This window comes from Salinivibrio socompensis S35, assembly GCF_000513715.1.
GTDB lineage: Bacteria > Pseudomonadota > Gammaproteobacteria > Enterobacterales > Vibrionaceae > Salinivibrio > Salinivibrio socompensis.
The window spans coordinates 12,898-32,694 of record NZ_AQOD01000033.1; the positions used below are offsets into that span (position 1 = coordinate 12,898).

General features: G+C 50.5%; 14 protein-coding genes, 3 tRNA genes and 5 pseudogenes. 9 read left to right on the forward strand and 13 right to left on the reverse strand.

Going from position 1 to position 19,797, the window contains the following annotated elements; all coding sequences use genetic code 11:
- Positions 1–28: 28 nt before the first annotated feature.
- The 5 genes and pseudogenes from lnt to miaB all read right to left on the reverse strand — a co-directional run bounded on the left by lnt (position 29) and on the right by miaB (position 5,501).
- Positions 29–1,488: pseudogene (gene lnt, locus DZ54_RS19220) on the reverse strand (apolipoprotein N-acyltransferase).
- Positions 1,489–1,579: 91 nt separating this feature from the next.
- Positions 1,580–2,452, reverse strand: coding sequence for a CNNM family magnesium/cobalt transport protein CorC (gene corC, locus DZ54_RS0104925; RefSeq protein WP_025673284.1), 873 nt, complete (start codon positions 2,450–2,452; stop codon positions 1,580–1,582).
- A gap of 18 nt (positions 2,453–2,470) precedes the next feature.
- A complete protein-coding gene (gene ybeY / locus DZ54_RS0104930; protein WP_025673285.1) occupies positions 2,471–2,941 on the reverse strand; it encodes an rRNA maturation RNase YbeY in 471 nt (156 codons plus the stop codon).
- The gene (locus DZ54_RS0104935; RefSeq protein WP_037353597.1) at positions 2,938–4,023 is read right to left on the reverse strand and encodes a PhoH family protein; all 1,086 of its coding nucleotides are present in this window, start codon (positions 4,021–4,023) and stop codon (positions 2,938–2,940) included. The genes ybeY and DZ54_RS0104935 overlap by 4 nt, the downstream gene beginning before the upstream one ends.
- A 54-nt stretch (positions 4,024–4,077) precedes the next feature.
- Positions 4,078–5,501, reverse strand: a pseudogene (gene miaB / locus DZ54_RS0104940) (tRNA (N6-isopentenyl adenosine(37)-C2)-methylthiotransferase MiaB).
- A 282-nt stretch (positions 5,502–5,783) separates the two neighbouring features.
- On the opposite strand from miaB, the gene DZ54_RS0104945 reads away from it, so the two are divergent.
- Both DZ54_RS0104945 and DZ54_RS0104950 read left to right on the forward strand, forming a co-directional pair.
- Entirely contained in the window at positions 5,784–6,944 is a 1,161-nt protein-coding gene (locus DZ54_RS0104945; protein WP_025673288.1) for a 2-octaprenyl-3-methyl-6-methoxy-1,4-benzoquinol hydroxylase, read from the forward strand.
- A 21-nt stretch (positions 6,945–6,965) separates the two neighbouring features.
- Positions 6,966–7,577: an HAD family hydrolase gene (locus DZ54_RS0104950; RefSeq protein ID WP_025673289.1), complete on the forward strand. Its 612-nt coding sequence runs from the start codon at positions 6,966–6,968 to the stop codon at positions 7,575–7,577.
- A 63-nt stretch (positions 7,578–7,640) separates the two neighbouring features.
- Here DZ54_RS0104950 and DZ54_RS0104955 read toward each other — a convergent pair.
- The 8 genes and pseudogenes from DZ54_RS0104955 to lolB form a co-directional block, all read right to left on the reverse strand.
- Positions 7,641–7,715 (reverse strand) — tRNA-Gln (locus DZ54_RS0104955).
- Positions 7,716–7,732: 17 nt separating this feature from the next.
- Positions 7,733–7,819: transfer RNA gene (locus tag DZ54_RS0104960), tRNA-Leu, on the reverse strand.
- A 57-nt stretch (positions 7,820–7,876) separates the two neighbouring features.
- A tRNA-Met gene (locus DZ54_RS0104965) sits at positions 7,877–7,953 on the reverse strand.
- A gap of 267 nt (positions 7,954–8,220) precedes the next feature.
- A pseudogene (gene ychF, locus DZ54_RS19225) lies at positions 8,221–9,311 on the reverse strand (redox-regulated ATPase YchF).
- 24 nt (positions 9,312–9,335) lie between these two features.
- Positions 9,336–9,926, reverse strand: coding sequence for an aminoacyl-tRNA hydrolase (gene pth, locus DZ54_RS0104975; RefSeq protein ID WP_025673290.1), 591 nt, complete (start codon positions 9,924–9,926; stop codon positions 9,336–9,338).
- 173 nt (positions 9,927–10,099) lie between these two features.
- A complete protein-coding gene (locus DZ54_RS0104980) occupies positions 10,100–11,047 on the reverse strand; it encodes a ribose-phosphate pyrophosphokinase (protein ID WP_025673291.1) in 948 nt (315 codons plus the stop codon).
- 35 nt (positions 11,048–11,082) lie between these two features.
- Positions 11,083–11,952 (reverse strand): annotated as a pseudogene (ispE, locus tag DZ54_RS19230) (4-(cytidine 5'-diphospho)-2-C-methyl-D-erythritol kinase).
- A complete protein-coding gene (lolB, locus tag DZ54_RS0104990; RefSeq protein ID WP_025673292.1) occupies positions 11,945–12,508 on the reverse strand; it encodes a lipoprotein insertase outer membrane protein LolB in 564 nt (187 codons plus the stop codon). Before lolB ends, ispE begins: the two are co-directional and overlap by 8 nt.
- Positions 12,509–12,875: 367 nt before the next feature.
- Here lolB and hemA point away from each other — a divergent pair.
- From hemA to DZ54_RS0105025, 7 genes and pseudogenes are all read left to right on the forward strand, one after another.
- Positions 12,876–14,134, forward strand: a pseudogene (hemA, locus tag DZ54_RS19235) (glutamyl-tRNA reductase).
- Between the two features lie 11 nt (positions 14,135–14,145).
- Positions 14,146–15,234 carry a peptide chain release factor 1 gene (gene prfA / locus DZ54_RS0105000; protein ID WP_025673293.1) on the forward strand — a complete coding sequence of 363 codons (1,089 nt, stop codon included), beginning with the start codon at positions 14,146–14,148 and terminating at the stop codon, positions 15,232–15,234.
- Positions 15,234–16,079 (forward strand): peptide chain release factor N(5)-glutamine methyltransferase, encoded by an 846-nt coding sequence (prmC, locus tag DZ54_RS0105005; RefSeq protein ID WP_025673294.1) that lies wholly within the window; start codon positions 15,234–15,236, stop codon positions 16,077–16,079. The genes prfA and prmC overlap by 1 nt, the downstream gene beginning before the upstream one ends.
- 31 nt (positions 16,080–16,110) lie before the next feature.
- The gene (locus DZ54_RS0105010; RefSeq protein WP_025673295.1) at positions 16,111–16,494 is read left to right on the forward strand and encodes a SirB2 family protein; all 384 of its coding nucleotides are present in this window, start codon (positions 16,111–16,113) and stop codon (positions 16,492–16,494) included.
- Between the two features lie 2 nt (positions 16,495–16,496).
- Positions 16,497–17,306 (forward strand): SirB1 family protein, encoded by an 810-nt coding sequence (locus DZ54_RS0105015; RefSeq protein ID WP_025673296.1) that lies wholly within the window; start codon positions 16,497–16,499, stop codon positions 17,304–17,306.
- A 31-nt stretch (positions 17,307–17,337) separates the two neighbouring features.
- Positions 17,338–18,189, forward strand: a complete 852-nt coding sequence (gene kdsA / locus DZ54_RS0105020) for a 3-deoxy-8-phosphooctulonate synthase (protein WP_025673297.1) — start codon at positions 17,338–17,340, stop codon at positions 18,187–18,189.
- Positions 18,190–18,366: 177 nt separating this feature from the next.
- Positions 18,367–19,713, forward strand: a complete 1,347-nt coding sequence (locus DZ54_RS0105025; RefSeq protein WP_025673298.1) for a Na+/H+ antiporter NhaC family protein — start codon at positions 18,367–18,369, stop codon at positions 19,711–19,713.
- Positions 19,714–19,797: the final 84 nt, after the last annotated feature.

Genomic DNA, 19,797 nt, shown 5'->3' on the forward strand with positions numbered 1-19,797 from the left:
AAAGCTAGCCTTTTTTATTCGCGCCTTTTTACTGACGAATAGTGTCTTTTGATTGACCAAGAGTACGACGCCAAGCAACCAGACCCACGAGGCCACTAACAACCACCCAAATCCAGAGCAGCCCATTTCCCCATTGGCGATAAGGCGTGAGCCTTGTGTTTTTGTAATCTGAGTGGTTAAAACGTGCGTCTCAAATTGGGGCAATGATGCTTGAATCTCACCGCGTTCATCGACTAAAGCCGTCACCCCATTGTTGGTGGCCCGGATCACGGGTAGGCCGAATTCGAGCGCGCGCATACGTGCAATTTCTAGATGCTGCCAAGGCCCAATAGAGCGCCCAAACCAAGCGTCATTTGAGAGGGTAATAATGGCGTCGCTGTCAGCGGTAAGGTTCTCACGAATTTGCGCAGGAAATGCAATCTCATAACACAGAGCGGTAATGTATTCCCAGCCGTTTGCAGGCAAAGCCGGTTGAATGGCTGCGCCCGGTGAAAATGACGACATGGGCAGATTAAAAATCGGCGCTAAAGGACGAAGAAGTGACTCAAACGGAACAAATTCGCCAAAAGGGAGTAAGTGATGTTTGCTGTATTGCGCCGGCGCTGGATACTGATAGCTCGGCGTTTGTGTACCGAGTGCGAGTACATTATTAAAATAAGTGCCATCTTCACGTTGATCGAGCGCTCCCGTGATCACCGTGGTTTGATTATGCTTGCCCGCTTGGTCTAACTGTGAAAAGAAACGGGGGAGATCACGTTCTAAGGCTGGAATGGCGGCTTCTGGCCAAATCACCACGTCACTGTTCCAATGTTGACGGGTTAAATCCAGATACTTCATCAAGGTTGGCCAGCGTTGATCGGCTCGCCATTTGAGTGCTTGAGGGACGTTTCCTTGGATCAACGATACCGTTTGCTGCTGCTCGGTTTTTGTGGCCCATTTGACCGAACCGAGTCCTTCACTGATAGCAAAAAGCCCCATGATAGCGATCATGCCGATGAGGCGAGTACGGGTCGGCCATTGTCCCCAATGTGGGATCACGAAAGTGGCTAATCCGGCGATTAACACCAAGACCAGCGTGATCCCTTGCACACCCAATACCGGGGCGATGCCAGCAAGTGGGCTGTCTATTTGGCTGTAACCCGGCCACAACCATGGGAAACCGGTAAATACCCAGCCTCTTAGCCAATCAACCACTAACCACAAGGCGGGTGCGAGTATTAGCCACTTTATGCCCGGTTGCTTGATGGGCCATTTATGGATCAGTCCGCCGAATAGCGCTGGGTAAAGCGATAAATAGACAATAAGCAGTGCCATTAAAAACAGGCCTGCGATCAGGGGCATGCCGCCAAAATGATCAATACTGACATACACCCAGCTTACCCCCGTTGTAAACTGGCCAAGCCCCCAGCAAAAACCTATCCAAGCCGCACGTTTGGGCGAAGACGCTGCCTGCAGAAGAAGCAACAAGCCCCATAGTGCAACCAACATAAAGGGCCAATAGGAAAAAGGGGAAAAGGCGAGGGTGGCAAGCGCACCAAAAAGGGCAGCCAACAATGGCTGCCCTAATGGGCGTAAACGGTTAGGCGTTTTCACTGTTCGATTCGCTACTGTCTGGAATGGTGACTTGTAGCTGAATGATACGACGACTATCCGCGGCCGTCACTTTAAAATGGAAGTCACCAATATCGACTTCTTCACCACGATCAGGAAGATGGCCGAAACTGGTCATCACCAACCCACCAATGGTATCCACCACGTCATCTTGGAACTGGGCACCAAAATGCTCGTTAAAGTCTTCTAAGGTGGTCAGTGCTTTCAGCGAGAAGGTATGGCGGCTGAGTTGGCGAATCTCTTGCTCTTCCTCATCGTCATACTCGTCTTCGATCTCGCCTACAATTTCTTCGAGAATATCTTCAATGGTGACAACACCAGAGACCCCGCCAAATTCATCAATGACGATCGCCATGTGGTAACGTTCTTCTTGGAACTCTTTGAGCAGACGGTCAACCCGCTTACTCTCTGGTACCACCACAACCGGGCGCAAGACCTTTTCAATGTCAAAATCTTCGGCATCGGGGCGCAGATAGCGCAACAAATCTTTCGCAAGCAAGATGCCTTCAACATGGTCTTTGTCATCACTGATCACCGGATAACGTGAGTGTTGGGCATCAATAATAATATTAATGATCGCTTCCAATGACCGCGATCGTTCAACGATTACCATCTGCGAACGGGGTATCATGATATCTCTCACACGCATGTCAGAGATTTGCATCACACCTTCCAGCATATCCCGGGTGTCCTGATCGATCAGGGCGTTTTGCTCTGAGTCGCGAAATACGTCCACCAGTTCTTGTCTGTCTTTTGGGTCAGCTTGGAAAAACTGACCCAGCCGTTCGAAGAAGGTCTTCCTACTCGGACCGTCTGCGTTTTGCGAATTATCGTCGTTCATTCAATTTCATTCAGTTAGTTAACGCTCAATGAAGTCATTCGCATAAGGGTCACTGACCCCCATGGTTGCCAGGATCTTTCGTTCCAAGGCTTCCATTTGCTCGGCTTCATCATCCTCAATATGGTCGTAGCCCAATAAGTGTAAGCTACCATGGACGACCATATGTGCCCAGTGATCCATCAGCGTTTTGCCTTGCTGCTGAGCTTCTTGCTCAACAACCTGACGACACACAACAAGATCACCGAGTAAATCTATGTCCACCCCGGGAGGCGCTTCAAAGGGGAAAGATAACACATTCGTTGGTTTATCTTTGCCACGATAGTCGCGATTTAAGCTCTGGCTCTCACCTTCATCCACAATACGGATGGTGACTTCCGCCTGAGGCTTTGCCTCTCGTATTGCATGTTCAAACCAGGCTTGAAGCTGATCATCACTGGGCAGACCCTGTTCACTATCACAAGCGACTTGCACATCCACGTAATAATTCATGATGGATCCTGTGGCGGGATGGATGTCGATTGCATCGCGACCTGCTGTGCCTCACGCGCTTCTCGACGACGTTCTTCCGCTTCTTTGCGGGCCTTGGCATCTTCTGATTCCCACTTATCATAAGCCTGCACAATGCGAGTGACCACATGATGGCGTACCACATCGTCAGCTTGGAAAAAGTGGAAGCTAATTTCTTTCACGTCAGATAGCACTTCAATCGCATGGCGTAGCCCTGAGCGCGCATTACGAGGTAAATCGACCTGGGTGACATCCCCGGTGATCACAGCCCGTGAATTAAAACCAATCCGGGTCAGGAACATTTTCATCTGCTCGACCGTGGTATTTTGGCTTTCATCTAAGATAATAAAGGCATCGTTCAAGGTTCGGCCACGCATATAAGCCAGTGGTGCTACCTCGATCACGTTACGATCAATCAGTTTTTCGACTCGCTCAAAACCGAGCATCTCAAACAAGGCATCGTAGAGTGGACGCAAGTAAGGATCGACTTTTTGGCTTAAATCCCCGGGCAAAAAGCCTAACTTTTCACCCGCCTCAACCGCTGGACGTGTCAGCAAAATCCGACGAATTTCTTGGCGTTCCAGTGCATCGACCGCCGCCGCAACCGCGAGGTACGTTTTACCGGTTCCCGCCGGACCAATCCCAAAGGTAATGTCATGATTGACCATATTGGCGATGTATTGCGCCTGATTCGGCGTGCGCGGTTTGATCACCCCTTTTTTGGTCTTGATATTAATTTCTTTACCGTAAGGAATGCTGGATTCGGTGTTTTGCTCTAAGACGCCTGACTCTTTGATCGCCAAATGAATGGCTTCGGGTTCAATGTCGGGAGAGCTGCCGCGTACGGGGGCCGTGTCGACATATAGGCGTTTTAAAATGTCCACGGCGGCATTGGCCGTGTGAGGTTTGCCCATCACCGTGAAGGTATTGTGACGGTGGCTAATTTCAACACCCAAGCGGCGTTCTAGTTGTTTGATATTATCGTCAAACGGGCCACATAAGTTGGCAAGACGGATGTTATCGGCAGGTTCTAGTGTAAGGTCAAGAGAGATGATTTTAGACAAGATTATCCTCGCTTTCGGCGCCGGTCACCCGGCGCCGTTGAATTGATGAACGCGTTATGGCGTGTAAACACCAACACCAAGCTCGTTTTCGTTGCGCGTCTTCGCCATGATTTCGGTTGGCGAGACGGCGACACGCAAGTCCATATCTTTTTCGGTACGAACCAGCTCACCGCGGAGCGAGTTTGGCATCACTTCAGTAATTTTGACGTCAACAAATTGGCCGATCAAATCGACTGAGCCTTCAAAGTTGACTACTCGGTTGTTCTCGGTACGACCACGCAGCTCCATCAGATTCTTACGTGATGGGCCTTCTACCAAGATACGTTGTTCGGTTTCTAGCATCATACGTGAATAGCGCATCGCTTGGCTGCTCACTTGCTGTTGCAGGCGATACAGACGCTCTTTCTTCACCGACTCAGGCGTCTCATCAGGCATGTCTGCTGCTGGCGTTCCTGGGCGTGGTGAATACACAAAGCTGAAACTCATATCAAAGTCGATATCGGTAATCAGTTTCATGGTCGCTTCAAAGTCTTGCTCGGTTTCTCCCGGGAAGCCGACAATAAAGTCTGAGCTGATAGTGATATCGGGGCGTACCTGACGCAATTTGCGGATCTTGGATTTGTACTCGATCGCCGTGTGCGGGCGTTTCATCATCGTTAGGATCCGATCCGACCCGCTTTGTACCGGCAGGTGCAAGAAGCTTGCAACCTCTGGTGTATCACGATACACCTCAATGATGTCATCGGTAAACTCAACCGGATGGCTGGTGGTATAGCGAATGCGATCAATCCCGTCGATAGCGGCGACATAGCGCAATAAATCAGCGAAACTGCAGATGTCCCCATCGTGCGTATCACCGCGATAGGCATTCACATTCTGACCCAGTAGGTTGACTTCGCGCACCCCTTGTTCCGCCAGCTGTGCAATTTCAAACAATACGTCATCCAGGGGACGGCTGACTTCTTCGCCACGCGTATACGGGACAACACAGAAGGTACAGTATTTTGAGCAGCCTTCCATGATCGAGACAAACGCGGTTGCGCCATCGGCACGTGGTTCAGGAAGACTGTCAAACTTCTCAATTTCTGGGAAGGTAATGTCCATCACTGTGCCACTATCGCCACGTGATCGTTTTATCATTTCAGGCAGACGATGTAACGTTTGGGGGCCAAAAATGACGTCCACATAAGGCGCACGCTCACGGATGTGATCGCCTTCTTGTGTTGCCACACAGCCACCAACGCCGATCACCAGCTCTGGATTCTTGTCTTTGAGTGTTTTCCAACGACCAAGTTGGTGGAATACCTTCTCTTGTGCTTTTTCGCGAATTGAGCAGGTATTGAGGAGGAGAACATCTGCGTCTTCTGGTTGCTCGGTCAGCTCATAGCCACCGGCAGAATTTAGCAGATCTGCCATCTTGGATGAGTCATACTCATTCATTTGGCAACCCCAGGTTTGATCAGCAGTTTCTTAGCCATGTAACTTCACGCTCATTGTTAATCTTGTGGTCGACATTACCCTTTCAAGCTGTATGGTTTTTAATCAGTCAATCAGCTTGGCAAGCCGCGTATTGTACTGCTTTCCTATATCGCTGACCAGATCACAGGCTTGGAGAAATGGTGTCAATCTGGCTAAGTGATTGAGCCGACGCCGCAAAACGAGATCGGAAAAGCGAATTTGCCCCCATTTTGATCGGATTGATATCGAATTCTCGTTTACCTTCAGTAGAATGCTGGCATTAACGGGATAAAGAGACGGTCATGAATCAATTTGAAATTATTATCGTCGGCGGTGGCATGGTCGGTGCCGCTGTCGCGTTAGGGCTGGCGCGACAGGGCCGCCGCGTCGCCTTGATAGAGCGCCACCCCCCTGAACCTTTTCATGCAGAACAAGCGATGGATTTGCGTGTTTCCGCGATCTCGCATGCATCGGTCAGCTTGTTACAAGATTTAGGCGCGTGGGCTGACATTGAAGCAATGCGAGTCTGCCCCTATCGCCGGTTAGAAACCTGGGAAGCGGAAGACAGCCGCGTCTGCTTTAGTGCGGAGCAGCTCGACCTGCCACAACTTGGATATATGGTCGAGAACCGCTTGATTCAACTCGGCCTGTGGCAACAATTTTCGCGCTTTGATAATTTGCAGCTTGTCTCACCGGCTTCTATTACCGGCATGACGCAAGCGGGCGATCTGCATCAAGTCCAATTAGACAGTGGTGAAACACTAGAAGCGCCGTGGTTGATTGGTGCCGACGGTGCCCACTCGAAAGTGCGAGACTATGCGCAAATCGGCCTCACCAGTTGGGATTATCGTCAGCATTGCATGTTGATTCATGTTGAAACCGCCGTGCCCCAACAAGACATTACTTGGCAACAGTTTTTCCCTACCGGGCCGCGCTCGCTATTGCCGCTTTGTGGCCACAATGCCTCGTTGGTATGGTACGACAGTCCAGCTCGGATCCAACAGTTGCGTCAATGCAATGCCGACCAGCTTAAAGCCGAGATAGTGAGCCATTTCCCGCCGGAAGTCGGTGACGTCACCCCCATCAATTGGGGCGCGTTCCCGCTGACGCGACGTCATGCGCAGCAATATCACCGCAATGGCGTGGTGGTGATTGGTGATGCTGCCCACACCATTAACCCACTCGCAGGGCAAGGGGTGAACTTAGGCTTTAAAGACGTAGCGGCCCTGCTGGATGCCTGCGCGGATGCGGGCGCACAATGGCAAGCGGAGTCAACGTTAGCGGCATACGAAAAAGCACGCCGTATGGATAACACGATGATGCAAACCGGGATGGATGTGTTCTATACCGCGTTCAGCAATCAGTTTACGCCTCTGAAATTAGCCCGTAATGCGGTATTTAAACTGGCTGAACACAGTGGCCCGGTGAAAAAACACGTATTGAAGTATGCACTTGGGCTTTAGTCATCGCAGCGAGGAGGCTAAATGACTGGCTACCAGAACATTATTTTTGATATTGGCAATGTGATCGTGCGTTGGTCACCAGAAGAAATTATCCGCTTAACCTTGGGGGAAGCGGTAGACGCGCACGCTTATGCCAACCAAGTGTTTCAGAGTGAGACTTGGCAAGCGCTGAATCGTGGCACCCTCATCGAAGCCCAAGCTAAGCAGCGTTTTGCCGACGATACGGCGCTCAGCCCCGCGCAGCTTGAGGCGCTCTTTTATTACATCAAGCAGACCCAAATTTGTCTTTACGGCAGTGTTGATTTGCTTCAATCGGCTAAACAGGCCGGATACGGTGTTTATGCGTTAACCGATAATGTGCGCGAAATAGTGGCGTTCTTAAAGCAGCGTTATGCGTTTTGGTCGCTGTTCGATGGTGCCATCGTGTCAGCCGAAGTAGGGCACTTAAAACCCGAGCCTGCTATTTATCAACGCTTGTTGGATGACTACCACCTCGACCCAGCTTCTTGCGTGTTTTTGGATGACAGGGTGGCGAACGTAGAAGGCGCGAAAGCGATGGGTATGGCGGGTATTCCCTTTACCGATGCACAGCAAGGTCGCGCGGAACTCGCCAAGCTGGGGATCGTGGTGTAGCGGATGCGATAAACATGAGCCTCTAAACGCAAAAAAGCCCACATGAAGTGGGACTTTTTTATATGGCTGGGGTACCAGGATTCGAACCTGGGAATGACGAGATCAAAACCCGTTGCCTTACCGCTTGGCGATACCCCAGTAGGCGTTGCCTAACTTGGTGCGGAGAGAGGGACTTGAACCCTCACGTCCTTTCGGACACTAGCACCTGAAGCTAGCGCGTCTACCAATTCCGCCACCTCCGCAAAAGGTGGGTAACTCGGCAATAGTGGAAAAGCACGCTGCCAAATTACAAAAATAAATGGTGGCTACGACGGGATTCGAACCTGTGACCCCATCATTATGAGTGATGTGCTCTAACCAACTGAGCTACGTAGCCATGCTGTAAGGCGAAAGCCTTAAGACGGACCGAATTATGCGGATTGAGAGGAAGAGCGTCAAGTCTGCCAATGGAATTTTTTATGATTTTCGGCTTGTTGGCTGCAATAATCGTCAATTTGCTGGATTTAACAACAAAGACAGCGTGTTAATCAGCATAACATCGGGGAGACTATCTTATCATGATAAAAAACCAGCCCGAAGGCTGGCTCAAATTAACAAGGGTGGGGTCTCGATAACGCACCCTAAACCTTAACGCGCGTGCGCATTAAACGTTGAAGCGGAAGTGGATCACATCGCCGTCTTTGACAATATATTCTTTCCCTTCTAGACGCCATTTGCCGGCATCTTTGGCACCGTTTTCACCATTGTTAGCAATGTAATCATCATAGCCAACCACTTCGGCACGGATAAAGCCTTTTTCAAAGTCCGTATGGATTTTACCCGCTGCTTGTGGCGCGGTAGAGCCAATCGGCACCGTCCATGCGCGGACTTCTTTCACGCCTGCGGTGAAATAGGTGTGCAGAGTGAGTAGCTCGTAACCGGCGCGAATCACGCGGTGAAGCCCAGGCTCTTCGAGGCCCATTTCATCCAAGAAAGCGGCGGCTTCTTCGGCGTCTAATTCGGCAATTTCGCCTTCAATCTCAGCACAAACGGCCACCACGGTCGCACCTTCTTGGACTGCAATCTCACGCACTTTGTCAAGATACGGGTTGTTTTCAAAGCCATCATCATTGACGTTGGCAATGTACATGGTGGGCTTGAGTGTTAAAAAGTTAAGGTATTGTACCGCCGCGGCTTCTTCTTTGGTGAGCTCAACCGAGCGCAACATCTTGCCTTCTTCCAGCACGGGCAGCAGTTTTTCCAGCACGGTTAGCTCAAATTTGGCGTCGCTATCGCCACCTTTGGCCTTTTTAGCGTTGCGCTGCATCGCGCGCTCACAGCTTTCAAGATCAGCGAGCGCAAGCTCAGTGTTAATCACGTCGATATCGTCAGCCGGATCCACTTTACCGGCAACGTGGACGATATTGTCATTTTCAAAACAACGTACCACGTGACCAATGGCATCGGTTTCACGGATGTTGGCCAGGAACTTGTTACCCAGGCCTTCACCGCGTGATGCACCCGCGACTAGGCCGGCGATGTCGACGAACTCCATGGTGGTGGGCAACACTTTCTGTGGATTGACAATTTTTGCCAGCGCATCCAAACGTAGATCGGGGACAGGCACCACACCCGTGTTGGGTTCAATTGTACAAAATGGAAAGTTAGCCGCATCAATGCCGGCCTTGGTCAGTGCGTTAAACAGAGTGGATTTACCTACGTTTGGTAGCCCACGATGCCACATTTAAAACCCATGAGATGGTAACCCTTTAATCAAAATTACTGTGCTTTGAAGGTGTGTAGACGATTTTGCGCTTTGGCAAGATCGTCTTTGAGCAGGATCTCGAGGCTACGTACTGCCTCATCAGTGGCCTGTTCTAGCAGGCTCTGCTCATTGGCGGGCGCTTTGGTGAGCACATATCCCGCCACCTTGTCCTTGTGACCCGGATGGCCAATGCCAACCCGAAGTCGGTAAAACGATTTGTCATTTGCTAGCTTGCTAATGGTGTCACGCAGCCCATTGTGACCGCCGTGCCCACCACCTTGTTTAAACTTGGCCACGCCGGGTGGTAAGTCTAGCTCGTCATGTGCCACCATAATGGCGTCGACGGGAATATTGTAAAAGTTGGCCATGGCTTGCACCGCTTTCCCCGACAAATTCATGTACGTGGTTGGGATCAACAAACGAAGATCGTGCCCGTGTACATTAATTCGGCCGGTTAAGCCGAAGAACTTTTTCTCTTCTTTCAGCGGCACATTGTGAATACGTGCTAGCTCTTGAACCACCCAAGCACCGGCATTATGGCGCGTTTGGCTGTATTCAGGGCCTGGATTGGCCAATCCTACTAGTAAGCGGATCTGATTACTCACGACGTTTCTCGCTCTCTATCTACTCATCGTAGCCGGTGAGCATCGTGCCCACGCAAAAAGGCGTCATATCCTACCATTGATGTGGCTAAAGGATCGAGTCAGCCATTCAAAATGCGCAATAAAAAAACACCCCGCGCAGGGCAGGGTGTTTATCGTCGTTCTGTACCCATGTATTAAGAATTAAACATGGCAGAGATTGACTCTTCATTACTGATACGACGAATCGCTTCTGCCAGCATCCCTGACAAGGTCAATTGAGACACACGCCCGGTCGCTTGGATTTCGGCACTCAATGGTGTGGAATCCGTTACCACAATCTCATCAATGACGGACTCAGCAATATTCTTCGCTGCATCCCCCGAAAATACCGGGTGAGTCGCATAAGCAAACACGCGTTTAGCCCCACGGTTTTTCAAGGCTTCAGCGGCTTTACACAGGGTGCCACCAGTATCAATCATGTCATCAACAATAATGCAGTCACGGCCTTCAACGTCACCGATGAGGTGCATCACTTGAGACACGTTTGCACGTGGACGACGCTTATCAATGATAGCAATGTCAGTGTCATCTAATAGTTTGGCTGTCGCACGAGCACGCACTACACCGCCAATATCAGGAGAAACAACCACGGGATCTTCCAAATTCTTCGCCAGCATGTCTTCAAGCAGAACAGGGGTACCGAAGATATTATCGACAGGAACGTCGAAGAAACCTTGGATTTGTTCTGCGTGGAGATCCACGGTGAGTACGCGGTCAACACCAACGTTAGAAAGGAAATCTGCAATAACTTTTGCGGTGATAGGAACACGGGAGGATCGTACGCGGCGGTCTTGACGGGCATAACCAAAGTAAGGAATAACAGCGGTTATGCGGCCAGCCGACGCACGTCGGAACGCATCTATCATCACGACCAATTCCATTAAGTTGTCATTGGTCGGTGCACAGGTAGATTGGATGACGAACACGTCACTACCGCGCACGTTCTCGTTAATCTGAACACACACTTCACCGTCAGAAAAACGGCCAACAGTGGCGTCACCCAGTGACATGTAAAGACGGTTTGCGATACGTTGGGCGAGAACGGGTGTCGCGTTACCAGCGAACAGCTTCATATCAGGCACGGTGGAAACCTCGGGTTGCATCCATTTAATAGTCACTAACTCACAGTATGTTGTTGTAGCGCATCGAGTTGCTGTAGCGCATCGAGTAGGGGCGATCGGTTCAACCTCGTGCAACAAACCCTGTCAGCCAGTTAGGCATAGTGTCGAGTGTGTTCTGGGCATCTTGTGCGGTGTCAAACTCGGCAAACACGCACGCGCCTGTCCCAGTCATCCTAGACGGCGCATATTCTAGCAGCCACGAAACAGCCTTATCAACCTCGGGGAATTGTTTACGGGCTATCTTTTCGCAATCGTTTTCGTAATTTTGCGCCATTAGCTCATTAACTGTGCGCTTTGGCGTACTTCTTTGCAAGTCTGGATGGGTAAAAATTGCAGCGGTAGAAATAGACACGTCAGGTTTGACGACCAGGTAGTATTTCTCATCGGGAGATACGGCCGTGAATTTTTCGCCTACGCCTTCCGCTAGGGCCGCATGGCCATGAATAAAAATCGGCACGTCCGCGCCCAAACTTAATCCCAGAGTAGCAAGTGTGGTTTGACTAAGCTGGGTTTGCCATAAATGATTCAACGCCACCAAGGTGGTCGCAGCATCGGACGAGCCACCGCCAAGGCCGCCTCCCATGGGTAAGCGTTTTTCCAACCGAATATGAGCGCCTTGTGGGCACCCGGTATGCTTTTGCAGCGTTCTGGCGGCTTTGATGATCAGATTATCTTCATCATTGACGCATCAATCGCCGGGCTGAGGCTGATCGTGCCGCTTTGATTAGGCGTAATAGCAAGGTGTCGCCGTGATCTAAAAACTGAAACAACGTTTGCAGTTCGTGATAACCATTCGGTTGGCGCCCATTGATATAGAGAAATAAGTTAAGTTTTGCCGGTGCAGGCCAGTAGGTGGGATCAGTCATTATCGAGTGTCCAAGTAGAAATCATCAGTTTGACTGTTTGCTGGTCGTTACTGAGTGTGATCCGAGTCGGTAAGGCTGGCTGAGTCTCAGCGCTGTAGTCTTGATAATCAATATGCCAACCTTGTGCGTCGTCGAGAGCGGCTAATCGGTTATCGGGCCCAAGTGAAAAGCGGTCTTGGGCGCGCGGTTGGCCTATTAACCAAGGCGCAAGGGCATCCACGGGTAAACGGGCACCGGTCAAATAGGCGATCAAACGGGCAGGATGAGGGTCTTGGTATTGTTTGCCTTGATCATCAATCAATGTGGCTCCTTGCGCATTCATGGTTAAAGACAACAGGGTGGTTCCCAAAAAATTGGTTAATCGCAGTGTCGATGCGTTGGGAGTGTGGTGCCAGTAAAGGTTCGCAGAAAAGCGAGTGTCTGATGCGATAAAAGCGACCTTACCGCGTGCGGTATAACTGTCAATGGCGCTAAGTGCAGCGCGATGGGTTTGCCACTCAGTCGTTGGGGCAGGAGCGGTTGTACAGCCAGTGAGCACGGTAAAGAGGATCGTCAACACACTCATTCGTATAAAAGAGAAACCAGTGCGTATAAAAGAGAAACCAGTGCGTATACAGGAGAAATCAATGCGTATACAGGAGAACATGAAAGCGAGTATCCTTTTATAACGTTAACAGACAGTGAACAGCATTTGGCATTACTTTGCCATAAGCACCGAGGCGAGAGAAGTCAGTTGGGCACCTAGCCGTGCGGGAGAAAAGAATGGGTATATATGTTGTTGGCCACTCTGCCACCAATCTCGTGAGGCTTCACATTTCCGTGCCACGAAAATACTGCGATACAATGTTCGCTTTAATTCACGGGGGGCATCAAGTAAAATCCTCCGCTCCAATCCTTACTGGTGCTGTCGGTAACAACGCTTCATGAGCCTGTTAGTTCTCGGAATCAATCACAAAACGGCCCCCGTCGAGCTGCGGGAAAAGGTCGCCTTTTCGCCGCAACAACTTGAGCAGGCGTTAGGGCAGCTTTCCGAGCATCCGCAGGTGCGCAGCTGTGTGATCGTTTCAACTTGTAACCGCACTGAGATATATGCCGAGCTCAACCAGCCTGGCGTCGGCGTTTTGGTTGAATGGCTCACCCGCTTTCACCGACTCAGCGGCGAAAGTTTGATGGCAAGCATTTACTATCACGAAGAACAATCCGCGGTGAAACACCTCATGCGTGTCGCTTGTGGCTTGGACTCTTTGGTGTTAGGTGAGCCGCAAATATTAGGTCAGGTCAAGCAAGCCTACGCAAGTGCCGTGATGCCGGTATGATTTCCGGATCGTTGGAAAAGTTATTCCACAAAACCTTTGCAGTGGCGAAACGGGTACGCACCGAGACCGAAATTGGTGGTAACGCGGTGTCTGTTGCGTTTGCGGCCTGTACACTGGCACGCCAGATTTTTGAATCCTTAGCGGATGTCACCACATTATTAGTCGGTGCGGGAGAGACGATAGAACTGGTCGCAAGGCACCTGCATGAACATCAATGCAGTCAAATTATCTTTGCTAACCGCACACAATCTCGCGCCCAAGGCTTAGCCGAACAATTTGATGGCAAAGTCATAGGTTTGGATGCGTTGCCAGAACAACTTTGCCAAGCCGATATCGTGATCAGCTCAACCGCCGCACCCATGCCTTTGATTGAAAAAGCGATGGTTGAAAAAGCCTTGAAACAGCGGCGCCATCAACCCATGCTGCTAATCGATATCGCGGTACCACGAGACATAGACGAGAAAGTCGGCAATTTATCAGATGCTTATTTGTACAGTGTCGATGACTTACAATCGATCGTGGAGCACAATCGAGAACAACGAAAGCTAGCCGCGATTCAAGCAGAAGCCATTGTCAGCGAAGAAAGCGCCGACTTTATGCGCTGGTTACGTTCACGTGAAGCAGTCGATAGCATCAAGCAATACCGGACACAGTCCGAACATATTAAACAGGCGGAGCTGGCGCAGAGTATTCAAGCCCTTGCCAATGGGGCTGACGCAGAAAGCGTATTACGCCAGCTCAGTAACCGCTTGACCAATAAACTGATCCATCCCCCTACGCAGGCAATGCAACAGGCGGCCCAAAATGGTGAGCCCGATAAACTGGCCGTGATGCGTACGTGCTTGGGGCTGGACAGCGACAACTAACGAAGAGATTTATGAAAGCATCAATATTAGCCAAGCTAGAATCGCTGGCGGAGCGCTACGAGGAAGTACAACACCTACTCGGGACGCCTGAGATCATTAATGATCAGAACAAATTTCGTGCGCTGTCGAAAGAGTATGCACAGCTGGAAGAAGTGATCGCGTGTTTTACTGCGTTTAAGCAGGCCAAAGAGGATCTCGCCGGCGCGCAAGAAATGGCAAACGAAGACGATCCTGAGATGCGTGAAATGGCGCAAGAGGAAGTCGTACAAGCGGAACAGACCATGGTTGAGCTGACCGAACAGCTGCAAATCTTGTTGTTGCCTAAAGATCCCAACGATGATCGTCATTGCTTTTTAGAAATCCGAGCGGGGGCCGGTGGCGATGAAGCCGGGATCTTTGCCGGTGACTTATTCCGCATGTATAGCCGTTACGCCGAGCGGCGCGGCTGGAAGTTGGAAATGATCAGTGCTAGTGAAGGGGAACATGGCGGATTCAAAGAAGTGATCGCACGTATCGCTGGCGAAGGCGCTTATGGCGTGTTGAAGTTTGAATCCGGTGGTCACCGCGTACAACGAGTGCCTGCTACTGAGTCACAAGGGCGGGTGCATACGTCAGCCTGTACGGTTGCTGTTTTGCCAGAAGTGCCAGAAACCGAAGCGCCTGAAATTAATCCGGCCGACTTGAAAGTGGATACCTTCCGCGCATCAGGGGCGGGTGGACAACACGTTAACACCACGGACTCTGCCATTCGAATTACTCACTTGCCTACCGGTACCGTGGTGGAATGCCAAGATGAGCGTTCACAACATAAAAACCGCGCCAAAGCCATGTCGGTACTGGCCGCGCGTTTGATTAAAGCAGAAGAAGAAAAGCGCGCCGCCGAAGAGGCTTCCACACGGCGCAACCTGCTCGGCTCGGGTGATCGCTCAGACCGCATTCGGACTTATAATTATCCGCAAGGGCGCGTATCAGACCATCGCATTAACTTAACCCTGTATCGATTAGACGATGTGATGCAAGGCGATCTCGATAGCTTGGTCGATCCTGTCATTCAAGAGTACCAAGCGGATCAGTTAGCCGCCTTGTCTGAGCAACCATAATGACAGTCACGATTGGCGCGTTGTTGGCCGATAGTACCACTGAGTTGACCGCATTATCGGGTGGTTCAGCAGGCATTGATGTCAAAGCCTTGCTCTGCCATGTGTTAGCGCAACCTACCAGCTATCTCTATACCTGGCCCGAGCGCAAACTCACCGCGGCACAACTGGCGCAGTTCCGTCAGCTTTTTTCCCGCCGGCTGCAGGGTGAGCCGGTCGCATATATTCTCGGCTACCGTGATTTTTGGACCTTAAGACTGAATGTGTCGCCTGCTACCTTGATCCCGCGCCCAGAAACTGAACTCTTGGTGGAGCAGGCTCTATCTCGACTCCCTTCGACGCCTTGCCGGGTTTTAGATTTAGGCACGGGGACGGGAGCGGTGGCACTCGCTATTGCCAGTGAACGCCCCGATATTACTGTTGTGGGCGTTGATCTGATGCCAGAAGCGGTGATGTTGGCAAGCCGCAACGCGGATGCACATCAAATTAACAACGTCCACTTTATTCAGAGTGACTGGTTTAAGGCGTTAAGCGATATGCATCCGTTTGATCTGATTGTCAGTAATCCGCCTTACATCGATGAGGCGGATCCGCATCTGCAGCAAGGGGATGTCCGTTTTGAGCCGATGAGTGCTCTAGTGGCAGAAGACAGTGGGCTGGCAGATATTCGTTATATTGGTCAATCCGCGTCGAATTATTTAGTCGACGCGGGCTGGTTGATGGTCGAACACGGCTACAACCAAGGAGAAGCGGTGCGCCGTGTATGGCAAGATGCGGGTTGGCACCATCCCCAAACCCAACAAGATTACGCTGGGCTCGATAGAATCACTTTGGCACAGCGACGTTAATTGAGACTGACAGGAAGCAGGAATCATTATGATCTACATGGCCCTCAAGCACACCCACTTACTGACAGTGGTATTAAGCCTCTCTTTATTCGTGATCCGTTTTGTGTGGGTGATGCGTGACAGTGAGATGATGAACAAAAAATGGGTCAAGGTCACGCCGCACGTGGTCGATACCTTATTACTGACCACAGGGGTGGCACTGATTTTTGTCACAGGCTTTATACCGTTCACAGAGTCTGGCGCGTGGTTAACCGAAAAGCTGACTTGTGTACTGGCTTACATCGCCTTGGGCTTTGTGGCCTTGCACTATAGCCGCGGCAAACTGTTCCGGACTCTGGCATTTTTTGGTGCGCTAGGGTGGGCCTATGCCGCCGCTAACTTAGCACTGATTAAAGTTCCACACCTAATGGGATAACCATGATGCCATTAACCGATCAACAATTAGATTCGCTGACATTGGCAGAAGGGGCTGCAACCCTCAATCATGCCATTGACGCGTCGATCGACGTTCATCAAGTGAAAGCATCCCTCGATCGCCTCGCAGATGAAGCTGAACATCAACTCGGCGCAGAGCCCGATATGGCGCTGCGTCTTGAGGGACTCTGTCGTCTTTTTTATCATCAATGGCAGTTTAAAGGCGATATCGAGCAGTACTTTTCCTCCGATAATGTCTTTTTGGATAAAGTCTTAGCACGTAAAATGGGGATCCCCGCTTCTTTGGGCGCGGTATTTTTATACCTATGCGGGCGATTATCCTTACCCGTCAAGCCCATCGCCTTTCCAAGTCAATTAGTACTTAGAATCGATGAACTCGATGAGGCCCCTGTGTTCATTAATCCCTTTAATGGCGAACGGGTGAGTCAACGCATTTTACGCGGCTGGTTAAAAGGGAGCCAAGGACCGCTGGCGGAGCTTGAGGATTCACAGTTATTGCCGAGCGACAACCCAACCATCATTGGTCGTTGGCTGACCGTGGCCAAAAGTGCCTTATTACGCGAAGAAAAGTATGCCTTGGCCCTACGTTGTAGTGAGCTCGCGTTGACTTTTAGCCCCGACGATCCTTACGAAATCCGTGATCGTGGTTATATTTTCCAGCAGTTGGATTGCGATCGCGTGGCGGCGACCGACTATGAGTATTTTATTGAGCAGTGTCCGGATGATCCGGCCGCTGAGCTGTTAAAAATGCAAGTGAAAGCGCTTAACGAAGAGCAAGCGACGTTACATTAATGCGTGACAACGCATGATAAAGGATACCCCTATGACGCAAAAAACCGTCTATATTGGCGATACACCTGTTGCGAATGATCGCCCGTTCACCTTGTTTGCTGGCATGAATGTACTGGAATCACGCGATTTGGCCATGCAAATTTGTGAGCATTACGTCAAGGTGACTGACAAGCTTGGCATTCCCTACGTCTTCAAAGCGTCGTTTGATAAGGCGAACCGTTCCTCGGTGCACTCTTACCGTGGCCCAGGGATGGAAGAAGGGTTAAAGATTTTTGAAGAGCTCAAACGCACCTTTGGCGTCAAAGTGATCACCGATATCCACGAGCAATACCAAGCCGCGCCCGTGGCGGAAGTGGCCGACGTGATTCAGTTACCGGCGTTCTTGGCGCGTCAAACCGACTTGGTCGAAACGATGGCCAAAACCGACGCAGTCATTAACGTGAAAAAGCCTCAGTTTATGAGCCCTGGGCAAGTTGGCAACATTGTTGATAAATTTGCTGAATGCGGCAACGAAAAAGTGATTTTGTGTGAACGGGGTAGCTGCCACGGTTACGATAACCTGGTCGTCGATATGCTGGGTTTTGATGTGATGAAAAAAGCCTCAAACGGTAGCCCGATTATTTTTGATGTGACTCACGCGCTACAGTGTCGTGATCCGCAAGGCGCCGCATCCGGCGGCCGCCGTCAGCAAACCGTTGATTTGGCGCGAGCAGGTCTAGGCACTAAAATTGCCGGCTTATTCATCGAAGCCCATCCTGATCCAGACAATGCCCGTTGCGATGGCCCTTCGGCGTTACCGCTGAACAAACTGGAGCCCTTCCTCGCACAAATGAAGTCACTGGACGATGTAATTAAAAGCTTTGAAGATATCGATATTCGCTAAGGTAGGTATAGCGTTAGATTGATGATGAAAAAAGCTGCCGAAATGGCAGCTTTTTTTTATGCCTCTTAGTTTTTGTACTGCTTCGTTTTTTAGATGTTTAGACGTCTATTTATTGACTGGACAGCTAGAGGTCTGTAATCTTGCTCACAGTTTTATAAGAGGTATAAAAAAACTGCCATGACAACATCAGCAAACACCACACCGCGGCCTTCTGCACTTGCACTGCTCCCCCTGATTTTATTTTTAATCCTTTTTATTGGATCGGGCGTGTATTTTACCTTGGAAGGCGTCGACTACGCCTTTTATCAACTGCCTGCACACGTCGCAATTTTGCCTGCCGTGATCTTGGCTATTGGCCTAAGCCGTGAACGCCTCAATACGGCCATTGAGCAGCTAATTCGTGGCATGGGACATGGTGATATTATTGCCATGTGTTTAATCTATTTGCTTGCTGGGGCGTTTTCTTCGGTGGCAGATGCAACCGGCGGCGTGGAAGCCACGGTCAATCTCGGTTTAGCACTGATCCCCGAAAGCCTTATTCTGCCAGGCTTGTTTGTGATTGCGGCTTTTATCTCCACCGCGATGGGCACGTCGATGGGCACCATTGCAGCCCTGGCGCCTTTTGCGCTTAATATGGCCACGGCGACAGGCCAAGCGCCGGCAGTCATGGCGGGTGTGTTGCTTAGTGGCGCGATGTTTGGTGATAACCTATCGTTTATCTCTGACACGACCATTGCTGCCACGCGCTCGCAGGGTTGTAGCATGCGCGATAAATTTAAAGAGAACGTCGGCATTGCCATTCCCGCTGCCATCGCTGCGATTATTCTGTTTGTATTCAATAATCAAAGTGCGCCAGTCGAAGCGCCCGAGAGCATTAACTATCTGGCGGTTGTGCCTTACCTTTCCATCATTGTATTGGCACTGGCGGGGCTAAACGTGTTTGTTGTCCTGACTTCAGGTATTTTGCTGGCCATGGGCGTTGGTTTAATGAGTACGCCTGACTTTACCTTGATGACTTTTAGTCAAGAGGTCAAAGCCGGCTTTGCCAGCATGCAAGAAATTTTCGTACTCTCGTTAATGATTGGTGGCATTGCTGAACTGATGCGCAGCCAGGGGGGATTGAGCTTTCTGACTCAAACGGTGAATAAAATGATTGCCCGTTTTCAGAAAAACCAAGGCCAGCATCATTCTCGTGCGAGCGAGTTTGGCATTGCTCTCCTCGTTTCTTTCGCCAACTTGTGTACCGCCAATAATACGGTCGCCATTGTGGTATCGGGCCAAGTTGCGAAGAACATTGCCGCTGAGCACTCTGTGCCGGCTAAACGAAGTGCGAGCTTGTTAGATATCTTTTCATGCGTCGTGCAGGGCATGATCCCTTATGGCGCACAAATTCTCTTGTTAGGCGCAAGTTTTGGACTATCTCCTTTAGTGATCGTCAGCCATTCGTACTACTGTTTCTTCTTAGCCGCGTCTGCCTTAATTGCCGTTAGCAGTCGGCACTGGTGGCAGGCTCGCCGCACTTAACCGTCATACGATAAATTTACGGCGCAGTCATTGCCTGCCTACTTGGACAAGCAAAGGCTGCGCCGTTATTTTATTGGTTAGAGC

Bases quoted from the DNA above. Each gene is read 5' to 3' on its own strand.
- corC (WP_025673284.1), bottom strand. From the start codon at position 2,452: ATGAACGACGATAATTCGCAAAACGCAGACGGTCCGAGTAGGAAGACC.
- DZ54_RS0105015 (WP_025673296.1), top strand. From the start codon at position 16,497: ATGATGCCATTAACCGATCAACAATTAGATTCGCTGACATTGGCAGAA.
- prfA (WP_025673293.1), top strand. From the start codon at position 14,146: ATGAAAGCATCAATATTAGCCAAGCTAGAATCGCTGGCGGAGCGCTAC.
- DZ54_RS0105025 (WP_025673298.1), top strand. From the start codon at position 18,367: ATGACAACATCAGCAAACACCACACCGCGGCCTTCTGCACTTGCACTG.
- prmC (WP_025673294.1), top strand. From the start codon at position 15,234: ATGACAGTCACGATTGGCGCGTTGTTGGCCGATAGTACCACTGAGTTG.
- kdsA (WP_025673297.1), top strand. From the start codon at position 17,338: ATGACGCAAAAAACCGTCTATATTGGCGATACACCTGTTGCGAATGAT.
- DZ54_RS0104945 (WP_025673288.1), top strand. From the start codon at position 5,784: ATGAATCAATTTGAAATTATTATCGTCGGCGGTGGCATGGTCGGTGCC.
- DZ54_RS0104950 (WP_025673289.1), top strand. From the start codon at position 6,966: ATGACTGGCTACCAGAACATTATTTTTGATATTGGCAATGTGATCGTG.
- ybeY (WP_025673285.1), bottom strand. From the start codon at position 2,941: ATGAATTATTACGTGGATGTGCAAGTCGCTTGTGATAGTGAACAGGGT.